The sequence below is a fragment of the Marinomonas sp. KMM3893 genome (assembly GCF_004352855.1).
Classification (GTDB): Bacteria; Pseudomonadota; Gammaproteobacteria; order Pseudomonadales; family Marinomonadaceae; genus Marinomonas; species Marinomonas arenicola.
Window position 1 is genome coordinate 537,180 of sequence record NZ_SJSC01000003.1, and the last position, 17,722, is coordinate 554,901.

Genomic DNA, 17,722 nt, shown 5'->3' on the forward strand with positions numbered 1-17,722 from the left:
TTTTTGTGTTTAGTGCCTTGATATTTCATGTTTTGTCCCACATTACCGTGGTAGACTCTATTCATTACTAATTTGGCTGCGTTGTATTCAAGATGTTAGGAACTGTAATTAAAAAGGTAATCGGTACAAAGAATGACCGAGAAGTGAAACGATTTAAAAAAGTCGTTACTCAAATTAATAAGCTTGAAGAATCTTTCAGCAAGCTCTCCGATGACGAACTTTCCGCTAAGACAAATGAGTTTCGCGAGCGAGTATCAAAAGGTGAATCCTTAGACGCTTTATTGCCTGAAGCTTTTGCGACGGTTCGAGAAGGCAGTCGCAGGGTGATGGGAATGCGGCATTTTGATGTGCAGCTGATCGGCGGCATGGTCCTTCATGAAGGTAAAATTGCAGAGATGCGTACCGGTGAAGGTAAAACGCTTGTAGCGACGCTGGCTGTATATTTGAATGCAATTTCCTCTAAAGGGGTTCATGTTGTTACCGTGAATGACTATCTCGCGAAGCGTGACGCCAATTGGATGCGTCCGCTTTATGAGTTTTTAGACATGAGTGTCGGTGTTGTGTTTTCTGGCCAAGACCGAGATGACAAGCGAGCTGCTTATTTAAGTGACATTACCTATGGCACAAATAACGAATTTGGTTTCGATTATTTGCGCGATAACATGGTCTTTCGTTTTGAAGATAGAGTGCAGCGTGAGCTTAACTTTACTGTTGTCGATGAGGTTGACTCTATCCTTATTGATGAAGCCAGAACGCCGTTAATTATTTCTGGTGCGGTAGAAGACAGCTCAGAACAGTACCGAAAGATCAATCACTTGCCGCCGTTGTTAACGCGACAAGAGGCTGAAGAAGCTATGGAAGAGGCGAGCGGGCATTATGTGTTCGATGAGTCTCAGAAGAGCATTGAGCTGACTGAAAATGGTCACCAGTTTGTAGAAAGTTGGTTGGTTGAGCAGGGTATGCTGCAAGAAGGTGACAGTCTATATGCGGCGGGTAACTTGTCGTTGTTGCATCATGTTCATGCGTGTCTAAAAGCCCATGTCATCTTTCGTAAAAACATTGATTATGTGGTTCAAAACAATGAAGTGGTTATTGTTGATGAGCACACCGGACGTACGATGCAAGGTCGACGTTGGTCAGAAGGTATTCACCAGGCAGTAGAAGCCAAAGAAGGTGTTACCATTCAGGCTGAAAGTCAGACATTGGCATCGACGACCTTCCAGAACTACTTCCGTTTGTACGAGAACTTGTCTGGTATGACGGGGACCGCGGACACTGAAGCGTTCGAATTTCAGCAAATCTATGGCTTGTCTGTTGTGGTTATTCCGACCAATAAACAAGTTCAGCGAAAAGATTTCAATGACCTTATCTACATGTCTACTGAAGATAAGTTTGAGGCGATTGTTGTTGATATTGAAGACAATGTGGCTCAAGGGCGTCCTATCCTCGTGGGTACTGCGTCGATAGAATATTCTGAGTTGTTGTCTGAATACCTCAATAAGAAAAACATTAAACACAATGTATTGAATGCCAAGCAGCATGAGCGTGAAGCGCAAATTGTTGCGGAAGCGGGTCGTCCGGGCGCTGTTACTATTGCGACTAACATGGCGGGTCGAGGCACGGATATTGTGTTGGGTGGTAACTTACAGGTTGAGATTGATCAACTTGGTGAATCTGCTTCCCAAGAAGAAATTGATGCTTTGAAAGCGGACTGGAAACAGCGTAACGAAGCGGTATTGGCTGCAGGTGGTTTGCATATTATTGGTACGGAGCGTCATGAATCGCGTCGTATAGATAATCAGTTGCGTGGCCGAGCGGGTCGTCAAGGTGATGTGGGTTCTTCGCGTTTTTACTTGTCTCTTGAAGATAGCTTAATGCGAATCTTCATGTCTGATCGCATCAAGAAAATGATGATGGCGTTGGGTATGGAGAAGGGTGAAGCCATTGAGCATAAAATGGTCTCAAATGCGATTGAAAAAGCTCAGCGTAAAGTAGAGGGGCGCAACTTCGATATTCGTAAGCAACTGCTTGAATACGATGATGTGGCGAATGATCAGCGTCAGGTTATCTACCGTCAGCGTTTCGATATGATGGTGTCGGAAGATTTATCAGAAGCGATTTCTGCGATGCGTGAAGAAGTGGTAACGAATTTAATTGATGAATTTGTTCCGCCGCAAAGTGTTTATGATCAATGGGATCTAAAAGGTCTAGAAGATAAAATTCGTAATGAGTTTGGTCTTGAGTTACCTGTTGCGCAATGGGTAGAAGAAGATTCGAAATTGTACGAAGAGCCATTGCGTCAAAAAATCCTTGATGCTTTTGTTAGTGATTATGCTGAGAAAGAGTCTGCAGCCGGTGCTGAGCCGCTTAGATCTTTTGAGAAGCAAGTGTTGCTGCAAGTATTGGATACGCTTTGGAAAGAGCATTTGCAAACAATGGACATGCTTCGTCAGGGTATTCACTTACGTGGTTATGCTCAGAAGAATCCAAAGCAAGAATATAAGCGAGAAGCGTTTGAGCTTTTCCAAGATTTGCTGGAGCAGGTCAAATTTGAAGTGATCCAGATAGTCACGCGAGTGAAGGTTCAATCGCCTGAAGAATCTGAAAAAATCGAAGAAGCGCGTCGACTTCATGAAGAAAAAACTCAGCTAAGCATGCAGCACGAGTCTACATCGGTACTTTCTGATGATGGTGTTGCTGGAGATGGCGCACAATACCCTAAAGTTGGGCGTAATGAGCCTTGTCCTTGTGGGTCTGGTAAAAAATACAAGCAATGTCATGGCAGTCTGGTTTAGTAGAGGGTAGTTAAATGGCGGTAGGGTTGCAGGATTTCCCCAATATCCCAGAAATTAAGGGTGTGAAGATTGGGTTCGCTGAAGCGGGCATTAAAAAGCCAAACAAAAAAGACCTTGTTGTTTTTGAGTTGTGTGAAGGGGCAGCTGTTGCAGGCGTTTTCACCCAAAATGCTTTTTGTGCGGCGCCGGTTCGTGTTTGTCAAAAGCATTTGCTTGGCTCTGATATTCGATATTTGTTAATAAATACGGGTAACGCTAATGCGGGCACTGGTAAGCAAGGTATGGAAAATGCTTTGCTGACGTGTCAGGAGCTTGCTCGCTCTGCTGGTGTGGCCGCAGAGTCTGTTTTGCCTTTTTCTACCGGTGTCATTGGTGAGCCTTTGCCTGTTGCTAAAATCCTAGCGGCTCTGCCGACGGCCTTGTCTTCTCTTGAAGGGGATAATTGGAAGGCGGCGGGTCTTGGTATTATGACGACAGACACCTTGCCTAAAGGTTCTGTTAGGACGTTTGAGTTTGACGGACGTCGCTATACGGTTGCCGGTATCTCTAAAGGTGCTGGCATGATTCGCCCTAATATGGCGACCATGTTGGGTTATGTGTTTAGTGATATTGCCCTTGATAAAGCATTGCTTCAGCAGATGTTATCGTCTGTTGTGAATAAGAGCTTCAACCGTATTACCGTTGATAGTGATACTTCTACTAACGATTCTTGTATTGCGGTCGCGACTGGTGCGGCAGGTAATGATCTCGTTACGGATATTAATTCGCCTTTGGCGCAAGCCTTTTTGGCGGCCTTTACCGAAGTTATGCAAGAGTTGGCGCATGCCATCGTGCGTGATGGGGAAGGTGCCACCAAGTTTGTCACTATTAAGGTTCAGGGCGCTAAGCTTGAGTCTGATGCGACAAAAGTGGCGTTTGAAGTGGCGCACTCTCCTTTGGTGAAAACGGCGTTGTTCGCGTCTGATCCAAATTGGGGTCGTATTTTAGCGGTCGTGGGTCGTGCTGGTGTTGAGGCATTGGATGTTGATAAGGTGCAGCTTCATATTAACGGCTTTGAAATCGCGCGAGATGGCTGTCGTTCGCCAGATTATCTAGAAGAACATGGTCAAGAAGCCATGGCGCCAGAGGAAATTCAGATTCAAATTGATCTGGGTGCCGGTGATTCTTCGGATACGGTGTGGACAACGGATTTCTCTCACGAATACGTGACCATTAATGCGGATTACCGAACCTGATGTTGGTGCGTGTAGCGGCTGGGATTATCCTTCGGGAAGGTCAGGTGTTTATTGCTTTGCGAAAGCGTGACCAGCATCAAGGTGGTTTATGGGAATTTCCAGGCGGCAAGTGTGAGTCGAATGAGACTCCCTTGCAGGCTTTGTCTCGTGAGTTGCTAGAAGAGTGTGGTATCAAGGTTCAGTACGCGGAGCACTTTCAAACGGTTGCTCATGACTATGGTGATAAGCAGGTTGAATTGATTTTTTATACCGTGTCTCAGTTTTTGGGTGAGGCGACAGGGAAGGAAGGTCAAGAAGTGTGTTGGGTTGCTGTGTCAGAGCTTGCTGATTATGACTTTCCGGAAGCGAATCAGATCATTGTGAAGGCTTTGTTAGCAGGTTAATTGTTAGCGATCTGCAGTAAACGTATAAAAAGCATCGTAAGTCATTACGGTGCTTTTTTTTGCCTTGCTGATGGTTTGGGTTTTCTAGGGATGAAAAAAAACGACCGCTACGAGAATGTAGGGTCGTTTTATTTGTGCTTATCAGGGTTAGCCTTTTAGCATTTTCGCAAGGATAGGGTTGACCATTCCTGGGTTTGCCTTGCCTTGAGAGGCTTTCATGACTTGGCCAACAAAGAAGCCAATCATTTTCTTCTGTTTGTCGGGTTCTGCGGCACGATACTGTTCAACTTGGGCGGCATTTGCGTCCAAAATGGTTTGGATCATGCTTTCGATTGCACCAGTGTCGGTTACCTGTTTCAGGCCTTTTGCATCGATAATCTCATCCGCAGAGCCTTCGCCGTCCCACATTGCTTGCAGTACGTCTTTCGCTGTTTTGCCGTTAATAGTGTTGTCTTTAATGCGAGCAAGTAGCTCGCCAAAGGCGTTGGCATCCACTGGCGAATTGGCGATGTCTAATTGGGACTGGTTGAGTAGCTTGCTTAGCTCGCCCATCACCCAGTTGGCCGTTAGTTTAGGGTCTTGGTTGACCTTGTTGGCGGCTTCAAAGTAATCCGCCATTGCGCGTGAAGAGGAAAGAACATGGGCGTCATAGTCGCTCAAGTTGTACTCGCTCTGGAAGCGCTCTGCTTTTTGACTTGGTAGTTCCGGTAGGTTGGCTTTTATCTGGTCAACGTACTCTTGGGTCAAGACGATAGGCAGTAAGTCAGGGCAGGGAAAGTAGCGATAATCGTTGGCGTCTTCTTTAGAGCGCATGCTGCGAGTTTCGTTTTTCTCTGGATCGTAAAGGCGTGTTTCCTGAATAATGCGGCCGCCATCTTCGAGAATGTCTGCTTGACGTTCAATTTCGGTGTAGATGGCTTTTTCAATAAAGCGGAAAGAGTTGACGTTTTTGATCTCGGTGCGAGTACCGTATTCTTCCTGACCTTTTGGGCGTAGCGATAGGTTAATGTCGCAGCGCATTGAGCCTTCCGCCATATTGCCGTCACAAATGCCAAGGTAGGTTACGATGGAGTGAATCATCTTAACGTAAGCAACGGCTTCTTTTGCGGAGCGAATATCGGGTTCTGAAACGATCTCTAGTAGTGGTGTGCTAGAGCGGTTTAAATCGATGCCCGTCATACCTTGGAAGTCTTCGTGCAAAGACTTGCCGGCGTCTTCTTCAAGATGGGCGCGAGTGATGCCCACGCGGGTTGTGGTGCCGTCTTCTAGAGTGACGTCTAGGTAGCCCTTGCCAACAATCGGATGGTCCATTTGGCTAGTTTGGTAGCCTTTTGGCAAATCTGGGTAGAAGTAGTTCTTGCGAGCAAACACGGACGTCATGCCGATTTCTGCATTGATTGCGTGACCAAACATAACGGCCATGCGTAGCGCTTCTTTGTTGAATACAGGTAAGGCGCCAGGCATGCCTAGGTCAACCAGTGTGGTTTGTGTGTTTGGCTCGGCGCCAAACCCTACTGCCGCACCAGAAAATAACTTTGATTTAGTAGAGAGCTGAGTATGAATCTCAAGGCCAATAACAACTTCCCAGTTCATGCTTATGCTCCTTTTGCCATAGTAGGTGTTTGTAGGTGCCAGTCAGTATTTTGTTGATACTGGTGCGCTATGTTCAGCAACTTGGCTTCAGCAAAGTAATTGCCCATGATTTGTAGGCCAACAGGCATGTTGTCGACAAAGCCTGCTGGAACAGACATAGCAGGGATGCCGGCAAGGTTCACTGAAAGGGTGTAGATGTCTTCCAGATACATGGCCACAGGGTCGTTTGTTTTACTGCCAAGATCGAAAGCGGTAGTCGGTGCAACAGGTCCCATGATGACATCAACCTCATTGAGTGCGTTGACGAAATCTTCTTTGATTAGGCGGCGGATTTTTTGTGCTTTTAAGTAGTAAGCGTCGTAATAACCTTCAGAAAGCGCATAGGTACCGACCATGATGCGTTTTTGTACTTCGGTGCCAAAGCCTTCTGCGCGAGAGCGAGTGTACATGTCGAGCAGGTCTTTCGGATCGTCACAGCGATGACCAAAGCGAACGCCATCAAAGCGAGATAGGTTGGAAGACGCTTCAGACGGCGCAATGACGTAGTAAGACGGAATGCTTAGTTGAAGGTTTGGTAGGGACACTTCTTTCACGGTCGCGCCAAGCTTTTCGAATTCTTTTACGGCGGCCATTATGGTGTCGGCGACCTTGGCGTCTAAGCCGTCACCAAAGTATTCTTTTGGCAAGCCGATTTTAAGGCCCGCTAGTGGCGCATTTAAGTTGGCTAGGTAGTCTTCTTTAGGGGTTTCAGAAGAGGTTGAGTCTTTGTCGTCAAAGCCTGCCATGGCTTGCATTAAGTGGGCGCAATCTTCAGCGCTTTTTGCCATCGGGCCGCCTTGGTCTAGGCTGGAGGCGTAGGCGATCATGCCAAAGCGAGAAACGCGACCGTAAGTCGGTTTAAGGCCAGTGATGCCACAAAAAGAGGCCGGTTGGCGAATGGAGCCGCCAGTGTCTGTGCCAGTAGCCGCAACGGCAAGGCCTGCAGCAACCGCAGCGGCGGAGCCGCCAGAAGAGCCACCAGGAACCTTGTTTAGGTTCCATGGGTTTTTAACGGCGCCATAGAAGCTGTTTTCATTGGAGGAACCCATCGCGAACTCGTCCATGTTGGTTTTGCCTAGCATGACAGCACCCGCTTGTTGAATGCGGCTGGTGACGGTCGATTCGTAAGGTGGGATGAAGTTGTTCAGCATTTTGGAGCCACAAGTGGTTAAAACGTCTTGGGTGCAAAACAAATCTTTATGAGCAATCGGAATGCCGGTAAGGCTGCTGCTACTGCCGTTTGCAATGGCGGTGTCAGCGGCTTTCGCTTGTTGTAGGGCAAGTTCGTCACTGATGGTGATAAAGCTGTTCAGTTGCGGGTCGAGTGCCTGAATGCGATCTAGAAATAGGCGAGTCAATTCGACGCTGGAAATCTCTTTGTTGCGCAGTTGTTGCGCGAGGGTGGCAATGCTTTGTTCAAACATGGTTGGCTCTCGTTATTCAATCACTTGTGGGACTAGGAAAAGACCGGCTTCTGTTTGTGGCGCGTTGGCCAAAAAGGCATCGCGTTGATTGACCTCGGTCACTTCGTCTTCGCGTAAACGCTGTGTCATTTCAAGTGGATTAGAGAGTGGGGCAACGCCATCGGTATCAACCGATTGCATTTGCTCTACCAGTGATAATACGCTGGATAGGGAATGTTGGTACTGCACGGCATCTTCCTCGGTGAGGGCGAGGCGAGCCAAGTGTGCTATTTTTTGCACGTCTTGCTTGTCTATGGACATGTTCCACCTGATACTTGATTGTCGAAAATGGCTCCTATTGTATCCCTTAGTTAGTTTGCTATAAAGGCGCTAGGGGGAAAAAGGCCTTCGTTTTTGTTGAAATCAAAATTTTTCGTATAAACAATGAAATACCTAAAGAGTTTTTGCATATTTGCGATGAATCGGCTTGCCGAATGTGTAAGCGATTGTTACATTTTGACGCTGTTCGTATCGTATTCATTAGGGTGTGGGATTACATGTTTAAAAAAATTAGGGGAATGTTCTCTAGCGATTTGTCGATTGACCTAGGGACAGCTAATACCCTTATCTACGTTCGCGACCGTGGTATCGTTCTTGATGAGCCATCTGTAGTAGCTATTCGTCATAACGGCAATCAAAAAACAGTCGCTTCTGTCGGCATGGATGCAAAGCGCATGTTAGGGCGTACGCCTGGTAATATAACGGCAATTCGCCCAATGAAAGACGGTGTTATCGCTGACTTTCATGTTACCGAAAAAATGCTCCAGTATTTTATTTCCAAAGTTCACGAAAATAGCATGCTTAAGCCAAGCCCTAGGGTTCTAGTATGTGTGCCTTGCAAGTCAACGCAAGTAGAGCGTCGTGCTATTAAAGAGTCTGCCTTGGGTGCAGGTGCTCGCGAAGTGTATATTATTGAAGAGCCAATGGCCGCAGCGATTGGTGCGGGTCTTCCGGTTGCTGAAGCATCTGGTTCTATGGTGATTGACATCGGTGGTGGTACGACTGAAATTGCGATCATCTCTTTGAACGGTATTGTGACTTCTGAGTCTATCCGTGTTGGTGGTGACCGTTTTGATGAGGCGATTACAACTTATGTTCGTCGTCAATATGGCAGTTTGATTGGTGATGCGACGGCGGAGCGAATTAAAACAGAAATTGGTATGGCGTATCATACTGGCGAAGAGTTACAGATAGACGTTCGCGGCCGTAACTTAGCAGAGGGTATTCCTCGTTCTTTCACGTTAAGCAGCACAGAAATTTTAGACGCTTTGCAAGAGCCGCTGGCTCAAATAGTGCAAGCCATTAAAGGGGTGTTAGAGCAATCGCCACCTGAATTAGCCGCTGACATTGGTGAAACGGGTCTCGTCTTAACTGGCGGTGGTGCTTTGCTTCGTGAAATCGATCGTTTGATTAGCGAAGAAACAGGTTTGCCGGTGATTATTGCTGATGATCCGTTGACGTGTGTTGCACGAGGCGGCGGCATGGCGCTTGAAATGATGGACAAACATGCCTCAGAGCTTTTTACTGCTGAAAATGAGTAATAGCTAGGAGCTACACCATTAATAATTTGCTTTATTTTAATGGCAAGATATCCGGCACACGCTTTGTTGTGCTGGTGATCTTATCAATCGCGATGATAGTGGCGGATGTCCGCTATTCTCTGTTTGCCCCCATTCGTCCTTATCTCACCTGGCTTGTTGCGCCGATACAAGTGGTTGTAAATACCCCTCAAAAAATTCTCTATTGGACCAGTGATCATTTGGCGAGCCGTGAAGGCTTGGTGGATGAGAATCAGGCATTAAGCCAAGAAATACTCATTTTACGCAGTCGCTTGCAAAAGCTGGATTCGTTGCAAGCCGAAAACGTGCGCTTACGAGAGTTGTTAGACGCCTCTCAGCGAGTCGATGAGAAGATTGTAATGGCCGAGGTTATTGGTTTTGATCAGAATGCGTACAGCCATAAGATCCTAATTGATAAAGGCTTCTCTTCTGGTGCCTATGTTGGTCAACCGGTTTTGGATGCAACTGGCGTACTTGGTCAAGTCGTCGAAACCTCAGCCTATACCAGTCGTGTGTTATTGATTGCGGACGCCAGTCACTTTTTACCCGTACAGTTGTCTCGTACTGGTTTTAGAAGTGTGTTGCGTGGTGTCGGGGATTTAAAACATATGAAACTGATGAGTGTGCCGCATTCTGCTGATATTAAAAAAGGCGATATTCTCACTACGTCAGGTTTGGGTAAGCGGTTTCCGAGCGGCTATCCTGTAGGGGTCGTGCGCGCTGTGACACATGTGCCAGGTAAACCTTACGCAGACGTGGATGTGGTGCCTCTTGCGCAGCTCGGGCGCAGTCGTCATGTGATGTTAATTGAAAAGCCTAAGTCGGAGCGTCAATGAAATCGTTTTTTGTCTTTTTTGTGACCTTGCTGGCCGCACTAATGCTAGAGGCGATGCCGCTTCCTGAATCTTTGGTTTGGTATCGCCCTGAATGGGCTTTGTTGGTTATTTTATACTGGGTTATTGCGCTACCATTTCGTGTTGGTGTGGGCGTTGCTTGGTTTTTAGGTTTGATGGTGGATTTGCTGCAAGGTGGAATCATAGGTCAGCATTCTTTAACCTATGTTCTGATTGCCTTCTCGTGTGCGATTTTTTACAAGCGCTTACGCATGTACCACCGTTGGCAGCAAGGTATTTTTGTTTGTTTGCTCGTCAGTATCAATCAGTTGGTTGGTTTCTGGGTGGATCATTACCTGGGGAATGCTGAGCCGACCTTGATGATTTTTATGCCGGCGATTGTGACCGGCTTGCTATGGCCTTGGTCATTTGTAATATTGCGTAGTGTGCGTCGTATTTACGCTATTCGTTAGATTGTTTAATTAGGACGTATTTATGCTTGTTTTGGCCTCGGCATCGCCAAGAAGAAAAGAACTGTTAGGGCAATTGGTGAGAGAGTTTGACATTTGCCCTGCAGACATTGATGAGACGCCTTACCAAGGTGAGGATGCGTCCGCTTATGTAAAGCGCATGGCCCATGAAAAAGCCTTGGCGGTTTCTGACAAATTATCGCAAGACAAGACGACGTCGTCTCTTATTGTGTTGGCTTCAGACACCAGTGTGGTGGTTGACGGGGTTATTCTCGGTAAGCCGGCCGATTTTGAAGAGTCAAAAGCGATGCTTAGACTGTTGTCTGGTCGCGATCATCAGGTGATGACCTCGGTTTGTCTTTATGATGCAAAGCGCGAACATTTGCAATTAACGAATGTCGTGAGTGACGTGTCTTTTCGGGCCATCTCAGACGTTGAAATCGCTCAATACTGGCGCAGTGGCGAGCCTCAAGATAAAGCAGGCTCATACGCTATTCAAGGCTTGGGCGCTGTGTTTGTCCGCGCCGTCTCAGGCTCTTATTCGGCTGTTGTTGGTTTGCCGCTTTATGAGACCTCTCAGTTGCTTGCTTTATTTGGTATTCATTCGCTAGAGGAAATGTCCCATGAGTGAAGATGTATTAATCAATGTCACCCCGATGGAGATTCGAGTTTCTCTTGTCGAAAATGGCGTGCTGCAAGAAGTGTATATCGAACGCTCTAGTCGAAAAGGCATCGTAGGCAATATCTATCAAGGTAAGGTGGTGCGAGTGCTGCCCGGTATGCAGGCGGCGTTTGTGGATATCGGCTTAGAAAGAGCGGCGTTTATTCATGTTTCTGAAGTGGCCGATCGCGATGCGGTCAATCCGAGTGACCAGATCGGCGATTATTTGCGTGAAGGCCAGTCGCTGGTTGTTCAGGTGACAAAAGACCCTATTAGCACTAAGGGCGCGCGTTTAACGACCCATTTGTCGATTCCTTCTCGTTATCTTGTTTACATGCCAGATCAATCTCATGTTGGTGTGAGCCAAAGAATAGAAAATGAAGAAGAGCGTGAACGTTTGAAATCATTGATTTCTGAGGCGTTAAAAGACGCAGATGAAACCAATGGGTATATTCTTCGAACAGCGGCTGAACGTGCTGGAGAAGAAGAAATATTGGCTGATATCAAGTTTTTGACACGACTGTGGCAATCCGTAAAACGACGCATTAAAGTGGCCAAAGCGCCGTCTGTTATTTATGAAGATTTGCCTCTGCATTTACGAACCATGCGTGACTTGGTGAGTTTGACGACGGAGAAAATTCGCATAGATTCGCGTGAGAATTTTACGAAATTGCGGTCCTTTGCAGAAGATTTCATGCCTGAGTTAACGGAGCGTATTGAATACTATCCGGGTGAACGCCCAATCTTTGATTTATACAGTGTCGAAGATGAAATTCAGAAGGCGCTAGATCGTAAGGTTCAGCTTAAATCGGGGGGGTATCTTATTGTCGAACAGACCGAATCCATGACCACCATCGATGTGAACACGGGGGCGTTTGTTGGCAGTCGTAATTTAGAAGAAACCATCTATAAAACCAATTTAGAGGCCGCGACCTCGATTGGTCGCCAGTTACGGTTACGTAATCTAGGTGGCATTATTATTATTGACTTCATCGACATGGAAGACGAAGAGCATAAGCGCCAAGTGCTGAGGATGCTCGAAAAAACCTTAGAGTCTGACCATGCCAAAACCAAGATTACCGGAGTGTCCGAGCTTGGTTTAGTGGAAATGACTCGAAAACGAACGCGAGAGAGTTTGGGGCAAACGCTTTGTGAGCCTTGTCGTTCTTGTCGGGGAAGTGGTTTGGTCAAAACGCCTGAAACCGTATGTTATGAGGTGTTCCGTGAAATACTCAGAGCGGATCGTGCTTATGACTCTCAGACTTACACGGTATTGGCGGCCAGTTCAGTGGTGGATCGCTTTTTGGACGAAGAGAGTGTGGCAGTGGCTGAATTGGAGGACTTTATTGGTAAGACGATTCGTTTTCAGGTTGACCCTATCTATACACAAGATCAATATGATGTCGTTCTTCGATAATAGGTTGTAGGTGCTCAGGATGAAAAAGCAACTGCAAGGATGTGTTTGTGGCGTGTATTGGTTCGTTATCGGTGTGGCGGCCTTGCTTGCTGTGCTGGTTGTGTCTGTTAAATTGCTGTTGCCATGCTTGAATGATTACCGCACACAAATAGAAAGTAATTTAAGTCACTTAACTGGCTATCAGGTGACGCTTGATAGTATCGGCGGGCACCTAGAAGGGGTTGACCCTACTGTCTCTATTAATGGCTTGGTGATGTCTGTTAATGGCTCACCTGCGGCGAGCGTGGCTGAAATACGAGTGCGCATCGACGCCATTAAATCCCTGCTTACTTTCTCCCCTCAATTTACTTATGTGCGTTTTGTTAAGCCGTCGTTGTCTTTGCAAGAGCGTGCTGGTCAATGGGCTTTAAAGGGCTCAGCGCCTTCCTCTGATGTGAAGACTGATATTGGTGTAGAGCGTATTTTAGGCTACCTAACGGCGCAACAACGTTTTTCTGTGTTAAATGCCAATGTTGATCTGGTCAGCCAGCAATATGGTGATCATTCTGTCTCGATTCCCTCCGCCTATATTTTTCAACATACGCAATCGTCATGGATCAAGTCGACAGTGTATGTCGATGGTAACGCCACGCCATTTGATATTAATGCCAAAATTTACCAGTCGCTCGGTGTGTTCGGCGCGTATCAGGTCGACGCTAGCGTAGATGTGCCTAATATTTCTATTCCTTTTGGGGGAGAGTCTTCTTCTTGGGCGGCAAGCTTGTCTGATGCGGATTTTGCCGGCAAGCTTTGGCTAAATTATCGAGTGGGAGATGGGTTGAGTCTGCAAGCGAAAGCATCGCGCTTGATGTTGGGCTTCAATAACGGTGAAACCTATGAATCCGCCCCGTCTATTCGAGTTCGTTATAGCCAGAAAAGAGGCGGAGCATTTGTCGATGTTCATCAATTGGCGCTGAAAGATGAGACGGGTCAAGTTTACCCACCAATCAATCTTTCTTATGAGTGGTTGAAGACTTCGAATCAGTCGTACCTGTCGTTTAATCAAGTGGATCTTGGTTTAGCGCATCGCATTGCCAAGCATTTTTTGCAGCCAGAATGGCATGTATCAAAGTTGATTTCTGGGTTGGCGCCACAAGGGGTGGTCTCCAATGCGGCATTGCGTTTAGGTAAAAAAGGCGATGCTGTTTCTTATCACTTTTTAAGCAATTTACAACAGGCGTCAGTGGCGGGTTATCAAGGCATACCTGAGGTCAATCATTTAAACGCTGTGTTTAGCCTCACTGACGGTGATGGTTATATTCAGTTTAAGCAACAGCGTGGTGAGCTGGCGTTTCCAACCTTGTATGCAGATAAGTGGCAAGTGAGCGGGCTTTCTGGGTTGGTGGATTGGCAGTTGGTTCAAAATACCTTGGTGGTGAGTGGGCGCGGATTAAAAATTCACCGAAATGGCGCGGATGTCGATGGCGGATTTCGTTTTGAGTCTCGGCCAAATGCCCCAGACTGGTTGTCTCTAAGTATCCGAGGGCAGCATGTCCCGATCGCTGATAGGCTTGTCTATTTGCCAGAAAATGCACTGAATACAGAGTTGAAGGATTGGATTGGCAGCGCGCTCTCTGACCAAGGAGAAGTGAATAACCTTGACCTTATTATTCAATCCGAATTGGCGGATGGGGCCACTCCAGACGTGCGTCTTAAAATGGATGTCAGTAATGCGCAATTAGATTACAGCAAAGGCTGGCCTGTTGCTAAGTCGCTTAATGGTCAGTTTTTACTGGATGAGTCTGGAGTGCATGTTGACGTTCATTCGGCTTCTTTGTCCGGTGTGAAGGTGTCTAATATTGCCGTGAACGTGCCGATTAAAGAAGGTAAAGCAGATTGGCTGAGTGTGTCCGGTAAAGTCGATCGGGATGCAGCAGAAGCCTTGAACTTGCTGCGTACTACACCATTGAACGACAGTGTTCTTGCGCCGTTTAAAACGTGGACCATCAAAGGCAATGTCGCTGCTGAATTTGATGTGTCGGTTCCATTGAATGATCAAACGCTGCAACCAAAAGCAACATTGGCCTTGGTGTTTAAAGATAACCCTATTTACATTGGGGATGTAAATCTAGACACACAAGTTAAGCAAGGAGAGTTTCATTTCTCTACCGAAAAAGGGATTACGGATTCGCATTTTGACGTTCGCGCTTTTTCAGGAGACTCCCATCTTGATCTCACGTCAGGGGTAGAAAGCGACGGTCGCATTAGTGTACTTGGGCAGCTTTCTGGTGGCGTTGATTTGCATCAGGTGGCTAGCTGGCAGAAATGGCCTGAGCAGGTGCTAAGTAATCTCTCAGGTGATGTGTCTTATCAAGGCACGCTGGAGATTAATAAGTCACAAGAAGGGCAAGTGGATTTGCACCTTAACAGTGATCTCAAGGGTGGGGTGGCGTCTTTTCCGAAGCCTTTTTCTAAGGTCTCCACGCAAGCCATGCCGTTGGATTTAAAGGTGATGGCGCATCAACAGGATGTCGTGGTGCAGGGCAGCCTTGCTGGTTTAGCGAAAGTGCGCTTGTTGGTTCGTTCGGGGGCGCTTTATGGGGGTGACTTATATTTGAATTCCAATAAGGCATTGCCCAAAGACATGCTGCCAGGTTTGGCTTTTGAAGGGCAGTTTGCTGCCTTTGATGTGGCTCAGTGGCAGGCGGTGTTAGGCACTTCGGTCAGTAACAAAACGACCAAGGATGCTCTGCCAAATGAGGGTTTTAAAGTGCCTGATTGGTTGCGCCAAGTGAATTTGTTGGTGGATCAGGTGGTGGTCAATGACCAGAATACATTGCACAATGTTAAGTTAAATTATGACGTTAATAAGGCAAAAGGGAAGTTTCAGGTCAGCTCGGATGAATTAAACGTTAAGTTTGACCATGACGCGGGTAAGCCGCGCTTCCATTTTGGTTATTTGAATTGGAATACAGAGAAGACCTCAGCAAAAGAAGAGGCGGATGCGCCGCCGTTTCATGCGAATCAAATCCCTAATATGCGTTTGATCATTGATCAGCTTTATATTAACCAAGCGCCATACGGAGATTGGAACTTAAATGTGATTCAGCAGGGCAATGAGCTGCGCGTGGATCCTTTTTCTTCAGGTTTGAAAAAAGGCACATTTGATGGTCATTTGGTGTGGCGCGACGATAAAAACGCCCCCAGCGTGACATTAACCATGGCGGTAAACGGCAAAGACTTGGCTGAGCTAACGGGTAAATTCTCCGATAAGGCCTTTGTGACATCGAAAAATTATAAAATCAATGTTGCGCTGAATTGGTACGGTAATCCATTTTATTTTGATCGTCCGTCTCTATCTGGGCGCATTGTTTTTGATGCAAAAGACGGTAATTTTGCTCAGGTTGATGAATTGCCGGGGTTCATGAAAATATTTGGTATTTTCAATGTTGAGGCATTAAGACGACGTTTGACGCTCGATTTCTCAGATGTCTATAAGCCAGGGTTGACCTACGATCGCTTTGAAGGGGCTTTCGAAATCAACAAAGGAATATTGAAAACAACCAAACCGTTACACATAGTGTCGCCAACCGCGGAAGTGACGGTGGAAGGCAGTGCAGACATTGCAAATGAGACCTTGGATGAGGTGTTGACCGCGACCTTACCAATTACTCGCTCTCTGCCATTGGCAGGTTTACTGTGGGGAACGCCTCAGCTGGCGGGTATCTTGTACTTAACGGATAAACTGATTGGCGACAAGATTTCAAAAGTGACCAGTGTTCAATATAAGGTACAGGGTTCTTTCGATGAGCCGATTATTACGCCAATTAAACATAAACCTGCGAAAAGAGTGGAACGCTAATGAAATCACTTCGTATTGCCGCTATCCAATTAACCAGTGTGGCTGATTGGTCTACAAACCTAGAAATGGTGAAAAAGTGGGTTGGGTTGGCCGCGCAAGATGGCGCTCGATTGGTTGTGTTGCCGGAAAATGTTTTTTTGTTTGATGGAAAAGCCATGCGTGGTTTGGCCGACTCTGAGGCGCAAGCGGTGATTTTAAACGCGGTTCGAGAATTGGCTATTCAGTATTCCATTTATTTGGTGGTCGGTTCACACCCTTCAGCCAGCCGGCCGAATGGTGACTGTGTTGAGAACAATCGAGTACGTCAATCGTGTTTGGTGTTTTCACCTGATGGAGAATTGGTAAAGCGCTATGATAAAATTCATCTATTTGATGTGGCGGTCAACGACAAAGCTGGGGCTTACAAGGAGTCGGCGTCTATTGAGCCTGGTGATATTGAGACACAGATTATTGATGTTGATGGCTTTAAAGTGGGTTTGAGCATTTGTTACGACCTTCGTTTTCCGGAATTGTATCGCGCTCTGTCTAAGGCGGGCGCTGAAATCTTGTTGGTGCCTGCGGCCTTCACTTATGTAACGGGTAAGGCGCATTGGAATACTCTGTTGGCTGCCAGAGCGATAGAAAACCAGTGCTTTGTGTTAGGGGTGAACCAATGTGGTTGGCATAATGAAACACGACAGACTTATGGTCACAGTGTGTTGTTTTCTCCTACCGGTGAATCTTTATCTCACTTAGAAGAAGCACCAGGGTATTTTGTTTGTGAGATTGATGATTCGTCATTAATTGAATGTCGAGAAAGAATGCCTTGCATGTCGCATCGTCGCCTTTAAAAGGCAAAAAAAACCTCATGGGCTGTTAGGCGCATGAGGTTGTTATTTCTTGGCTGGATATTATTCCATTAAACCTAATTTTCTCTCTTCTGTTTCTCTCAAGAAGCGAAACAGTTTTTTTCTGTTGCTGGTGTTACCTTGCTGAGACACTTCTTTTTGAGATAGACGAATCAGCTGTCGTAATTGCTGTATGTCTTCTACTTCTGGGTGTTCGCGTAAATAATCAGCCAGCGCTTCTTTGCTGTTTTCTCCAATCAAGATATCGCGTTTTAGCTCTAATTGATGGAAGAGTTTGTTGTAAGCGGCAGAGGTTGTATCAAACAGGGCAACACGACGAGCAATGGCTTCATGATCTTCTGTGCGCATGACTTTGCCAATGTATTGCAGGTGTCTTCTCATGGCTTCGCGCTGTTTAATTCGATCCGCTTCGGCCAGTGCATCTCGTAGGGTCTCAGACATATCAACTTTCTTTTGCTGATTTTTGCTGAGGCCTAATAATTTCTTGCCCAACTCTTGGAGTTCTTCCATTTCACGCTTGATCTGCGTTTTGCTTTTAAAGTTTTCTTCGTCGTCATCAAATTGATCAAAGTTTGTCATGGGAAC

General features: G+C 46.4%; 14 protein-coding genes. 10 read left to right on the forward strand and 4 right to left on the reverse strand.

Features of this window, described 5'->3' with window-relative positions; translation table 11 throughout:
- Positions 1–92 precede the first annotated feature (92 nt).
- From secA to mutT, 3 genes are read left to right on the forward strand one after another with little or no spacing between them, the layout of a single operon-like run.
- Positions 93–2,795 carry a preprotein translocase subunit SecA gene (gene secA / locus E0D71_RS10380; RefSeq protein ID WP_133003234.1) on the forward strand — a complete coding sequence of 901 codons (2,703 nt, stop codon included), beginning with the start codon at positions 93–95 and terminating at the stop codon, positions 2,793–2,795.
- A gap of 14 nt (positions 2,796–2,809) precedes the next feature.
- Positions 2,810–4,030, forward strand: coding sequence for a bifunctional glutamate N-acetyltransferase/amino-acid acetyltransferase ArgJ (argJ, locus tag E0D71_RS10385; RefSeq protein ID WP_133003235.1), 1,221 nt, complete (start codon positions 2,810–2,812; stop codon positions 4,028–4,030).
- A complete protein-coding gene (mutT, locus tag E0D71_RS10390) occupies positions 4,030–4,413 on the forward strand; it encodes an 8-oxo-dGTP diphosphatase MutT (RefSeq protein WP_207923364.1) in 384 nt (127 codons plus the stop codon). The genes argJ and mutT overlap by 1 nt, the downstream gene beginning before the upstream one ends.
- A gap of 147 nt (positions 4,414–4,560) precedes the next feature.
- On the opposite strand, the gene gatB is transcribed toward mutT, so the two are convergent.
- The 3 genes from gatB to gatC are packed head-to-tail and all read right to left on the reverse strand — an operon-like array spanning position 4,561 to position 7,769.
- On the reverse strand, positions 4,561–6,006 hold the full coding sequence (gatB, locus tag E0D71_RS10395) for an Asp-tRNA(Asn)/Glu-tRNA(Gln) amidotransferase subunit GatB (protein WP_133003237.1): 1,446 nt from the start codon (positions 6,004–6,006) through the stop codon (positions 4,561–4,563).
- 2 nt (positions 6,007–6,008) lie between these two features.
- The gene (gene gatA, locus E0D71_RS10400) at positions 6,009–7,469 is read right to left on the reverse strand and encodes an Asp-tRNA(Asn)/Glu-tRNA(Gln) amidotransferase subunit GatA (protein WP_133003238.1); all 1,461 of its coding nucleotides are present in this window, start codon (positions 7,467–7,469) and stop codon (positions 6,009–6,011) included.
- Between the two features lie 12 nt (positions 7,470–7,481).
- The gene (gene gatC / locus E0D71_RS10405; RefSeq protein ID WP_133003239.1) at positions 7,482–7,769 is read right to left on the reverse strand and encodes an Asp-tRNA(Asn)/Glu-tRNA(Gln) amidotransferase subunit GatC; all 288 of its coding nucleotides are present in this window, start codon (positions 7,767–7,769) and stop codon (positions 7,482–7,484) included.
- 236 nt (positions 7,770–8,005) lie between these two features.
- Between gatC and E0D71_RS10410 the strand changes: the two genes are divergently transcribed.
- From E0D71_RS10410 to E0D71_RS10440, 7 genes are read left to right on the forward strand one after another with little or no spacing between them, the layout of a single operon-like run.
- The gene (locus tag E0D71_RS10410) at positions 8,006–9,049 is read left to right on the forward strand and encodes a rod shape-determining protein (protein WP_133003240.1); all 1,044 of its coding nucleotides are present in this window, start codon (positions 8,006–8,008) and stop codon (positions 9,047–9,049) included.
- Positions 9,050–9,075: 26 nt separating this feature from the next.
- Positions 9,076–9,903 (forward strand): rod shape-determining protein MreC, encoded by an 828-nt coding sequence (gene mreC, locus E0D71_RS10415; protein WP_243712017.1) that lies wholly within the window; start codon positions 9,076–9,078, stop codon positions 9,901–9,903.
- Positions 9,900–10,373 (forward strand): rod shape-determining protein MreD, encoded by a 474-nt coding sequence (mreD, locus tag E0D71_RS10420; protein ID WP_133003241.1) that lies wholly within the window; start codon positions 9,900–9,902, stop codon positions 10,371–10,373. The genes mreC and mreD overlap by 4 nt, the downstream gene beginning before the upstream one ends.
- Before the next feature lie 22 nt (positions 10,374–10,395).
- Positions 10,396–11,001 carry a Maf family protein gene (locus tag E0D71_RS10425; protein WP_133003242.1) on the forward strand — a complete coding sequence of 202 codons (606 nt, stop codon included), beginning with the start codon at positions 10,396–10,398 and terminating at the stop codon, positions 10,999–11,001.
- Positions 10,994–12,448: a ribonuclease G gene (rng, locus tag E0D71_RS10430; RefSeq protein ID WP_133003243.1), complete on the forward strand. Its 1,455-nt coding sequence runs from the start codon at positions 10,994–10,996 to the stop codon at positions 12,446–12,448. Before E0D71_RS10425 ends, rng begins: the two co-directional genes overlap by 8 nt.
- A gap of 19 nt (positions 12,449–12,467) precedes the next feature.
- Entirely contained in the window at positions 12,468–16,289 is a 3,822-nt protein-coding gene (locus E0D71_RS10435) for a YhdP family protein (protein ID WP_133003244.1), read from the forward strand.
- Entirely contained in the window at positions 16,289–17,119 is an 831-nt protein-coding gene (locus tag E0D71_RS10440; RefSeq protein WP_133003245.1) for a carbon-nitrogen hydrolase family protein, read from the forward strand. Before E0D71_RS10435 ends, E0D71_RS10440 begins: the two co-directional genes overlap by 1 nt.
- Before the next feature lie 60 nt (positions 17,120–17,179).
- On the opposite strand, the gene yjgA is transcribed toward E0D71_RS10440, so the two are convergent.
- A complete protein-coding gene (gene yjgA / locus E0D71_RS10445) occupies positions 17,180–17,716 on the reverse strand; it encodes a ribosome biogenesis factor YjgA (protein WP_133003246.1) in 537 nt (178 codons plus the stop codon).
- Positions 17,717–17,722 lie beyond the last annotated feature (6 nt).